Below are 3,407 nucleotides of genomic sequence, written 5' to 3'. Positions count from 1 at the left end.
TATGCCTCAAGTGCTTCTTGATAATGCCCGTCAGTTGACAGGTCAACCCCAAGCGACCTGGCCGCCTTGCCATGGCCCTGCTCGGCCGCACACCTGTACATTTGAAGTGCAATTTTCGGGGCAATGTCGATAGGTTCGAGCTTTTCGCCTATATAGTACTGAGCTTGGGCACTACCCTGATCTGCCGCCTTGCGGTAGTAGCGCAGTGACAGTTCCTCGTCCTGCTTCAAACCTGCGGCTCCATGCTGCAGCAAGATCCCGATAAAGTAATAACCGGTCGCCACGCCAGCGTCGATCAGTTGCTGGCTCAGACGCAGATACTCATCCCCACGGAACTCAAACTGGCCGCGCATGGCGCCATTCTGCAGGTTGATATTGGCCTTGTAATGACCGTTCTCGGCCGCAATTCGATACAGTCGCTCAATCTCGACATCGACGGTCTTATCCTGTTTGAGCAGGTTGTTTTTCTGTAACCACCGGGCGTATTTGAATAACACATCGGTTTCGGCAGACGGCTCTGGATTGGTTTCGTGTACACAGGTAAAGGCCAGTTTTTCCTTAGCCTCGGTGATCGGATTCATAGGAATGTCCTGGTTCAGATGAGCAATGGGACCGCCGTTATTACACGCGGCCAGCAGCAGACTGGTTAGCAACAGAAACCGACGCATTAATCGAGATCCTTCAGGGTGGCCTTACCGTAATGGAACTCGACAAGCGGAGCGTCGGGCGTCAGTTTTTTTGATTGGCGCTTTTTGTTCTTATTGATGATTTCCGTCCAGGCATCAAACGCCTCCTCCGGATCATCCTGCGCCCCGCCCCCCCCCGTATGCATATCCCACAACCTCCGCCTCAACCCCTGCGTCACACTCGCCCACTCATGCGCAATATTCAGCTCGCTATCCACCTGCATGCTGCGGGTGTTGATGTTGGCCGAGCCTAGGGTGGTGAACACATCATTGACGATCATCAACTTGGAGTGGATATACACCGGCATCCAAGGCTTACCGGCTGGCGAATCAGCCGCCACCAGCGAGCACACGTGAATTTTCAAACCCGGCACTTCCTGCGGAACGATCTTGCTGTTCAGGATTTTCCTGGTTCTCTGATCGAGTTCTGTCTGCCATTTATCCAGCTCCCACTGCCCTACGTGATCGCGCGAATCAGGCGTTGGCCGGGGCGGCATGGCCTTTTTTTCCTGCTTGATAAGCTGCAGTTTCGTCACACCAGGAATGGTGTCGGCACGCCCAAGGCTCTCGAGCATGCGCTGGGTATTCAGCGTGCCTGCCCCTATGCCGTCATCGGTCGCATTGGTGATCACGAACAGGTGCAACACGCCATGCTGGCCGGGATCGCGCCCCGCCGCGGTCTGGTCGGCCGCCGCCTTCTTGATGGCTTCCGCCAGAGGTGGCCAGCGAAAGTATTGGTTCTCGATGTAGATGAACTGGGTCGCGTTGTTGACCGCGTTCAGGTAAGCCATCTCGATGTCGCGCTTGCCGTCTTGCGCCTGGGTACGCAAAACCTGGGCGATCTGCCGAGTGACACCCGGTGTACATTTCAAGTGGGGCCCCACCTGTTTGGCCTGGCGTGAACCGAGCAGGTCCTCGCCGGTTTCCTTGCGCCAGGCGCTGGCGAAGTTGTGGTGCAAGTGTTCCAGAATCGGCCCGCTGAGCTGGCTGGAAATGTCCTGGCGTGGGGTGTGTCCACGCGGGCCACTGTTGGGCGTGGGCTTGGTGTCTTCGGCGCGGTTCAGCGCCGAATGCTCGCTCTTGTCCCAATATTCATCGAGCATGTTGTGGCCCATGACAAAACCCACGGCGCTGTCCGGCACCTCGTAGTCGACCAGCACACTCTTTTGGTGATGCGAGGCGGTCAACTTCAGCGTGTTGTGCATTTTCCCACTGATCTGCCGGTCGAGAATGTCATGTTCAAGCTCATAGGCAATCTTCGACCTTTCGTCCCAACTGAAACCGCGACTGACAAACACTGGAAGCCCCCTCGTCCCCTGCTTGACAGCCTCGGCATCCGAGACCGCACAGTCGGCAAACCAACGACGGTCCTCGTCGTACTGCGCCTGAGTAGAACTTTGCAGCGCCCGGTCACTGATGCGCACCGTGCCCTTGCCAGGCAGGTTCGCCTCGCCCGCAAAGCCGGCGGAGTTGAGCGGCATTTCCCAACCCAAGACGCGAACCTTGACCCCCTCTTTAGCCTTCGCCTTGAGCAGTTCACCAATACTCACGCTCTTGCCGTCGCGGATGAAATACATCGACGGCTGGAAGCCCCAGCAGATGATGTCGACGGTTTTAGTCGCTTGGGCGATAGCCAAATGCACGGCTTTGAACGCTTCTTCCCCGTTGATCAATGGCTGATAGGTGGCCTCGACAGGGTGATATTCAGTGTTCTGCACGTACCAGGGAGAGGTACAGGTGGCCTGCTGGGTATGTTGCAGGGCGACGGGTACAACAATGTCGGTCTGATTCATGAGATTTTCTCTTCCAGGCCACTGACTGCGCTCATTACGTCGTCGTAAAGCGCGCGTTGATCTGTATGCGATGTGGGTTGGCTCACCTCGCTATCGGTTTGCGAGCGGTGGTTGTGCAAGCCGCTGTTGGCCAGCTTCGCCTGCTCGGCATTTCGGTAATCGGTGGGCACAGGTATCTGGAAGCTAACGCCATTGGCCATCACGATTCGGTACTGCTGGGTCACAACCTCGTGGTCGATCAACACTTGCCCGGATGTATCCAGCACGCCCTGCTTTAACACTGCACCGTCGGCGTACAACGTGTAGGGCATGCCTGCCCAGCCTTTACCGGGCGTATTGGGGGCTTGCGGCACACTGATCCGCAGCGGTTGTTTGGACAGGCTCTGTGGATACTCCGGATGAGCGGCCTTCAGGCTGGCCGGCCCCAGGAAGTCGAAGTGCGCTGCCTTGATGTAGTGGTCCCCCACAGTCCCTGACTCGATGCTGCTCTGATCAAGGGTGATGTAGCTGCCACCGGCATTGAGGGTGATTTTCTTTTTCGCGACGATGCGGATTTCATCTTCGGTGCTGATGATCGATAAGCCGTGGCGGGCCATCAGTTCCAGTGCATCGTTTTGTGCCTGGATCTTTACCGGGCCCTGATTGGCAATCAGCTTGATGCCCAACTTGCGCACAAACAGACTTACCCCCTGCCCCACGCCAATGAACAAGCGTTTCACCACACTGATATCCGCCTCGGCCCCGGCGTTGATCATCAGGTTATTTTGCGCCGCTAATTGCAGGTGTTTACCGCTGCTGGCGGCGATACCGTCGGGAGCGCTGAGCAGTAATACTGATGACTGGAGTTGCTCAAGACCTTGCTTGAGCAGATTGATTTGCGCCTGCACATCCGCTGGGTCGGCGTTGGCGGCCTGAGCATCCACCGACA

At 56.9% G+C, this 3,407-nt stretch carries 3 protein-coding genes; all 3 read right to left on the bottom strand.

The annotated features are described in order from the left end of the window. Nucleotides 1-668, bottom strand: a 668-nt coding sequence (locus V3W39_RS33545; protein ID WP_442968447.1) for a tetratricopeptide repeat protein, incomplete at its 3' end; no start/stop codon positions are given. Next, nucleotides 668-2,479, bottom strand: a complete 1,812-nt coding sequence (locus V3W39_RS33540) for a phospholipase D-like domain-containing protein (RefSeq protein WP_330214181.1) — start codon at nucleotides 2,477-2,479, stop codon at nucleotides 668-670. The genes V3W39_RS33540 and V3W39_RS33545, both read right to left, overlap by 1 nt. After that, nucleotides 2,476-3,407: DUF2345 domain-containing protein (locus V3W39_RS33535; RefSeq protein WP_330214180.1), on the bottom strand; the 932-nt coding region annotated here is incomplete at its 5' end. The genes V3W39_RS33535 and V3W39_RS33540, both read right to left, overlap by 4 nt.

It is taken from the genome of Pseudomonas sp. Z18(2022) (assembly GCF_036346535.1).
GTDB classification, from domain to species: domain Bacteria; phylum Pseudomonadota; class Gammaproteobacteria; order Pseudomonadales; family Pseudomonadaceae; genus Aquipseudomonas; species Aquipseudomonas yamanorum_A.
Note: the sequence above shows the minus strand (reverse complement) of the source record. Positions and strands in the feature narration are given on the sequence as shown.

Coding starts and splice junctions, on each gene's coding strand:
- V3W39_RS33540 (WP_330214181.1), bottom strand. CDS start 2,479: ATGAATCAGACCGACATTGTTGTACCCGTCGCCCTGCAACATACCCAG.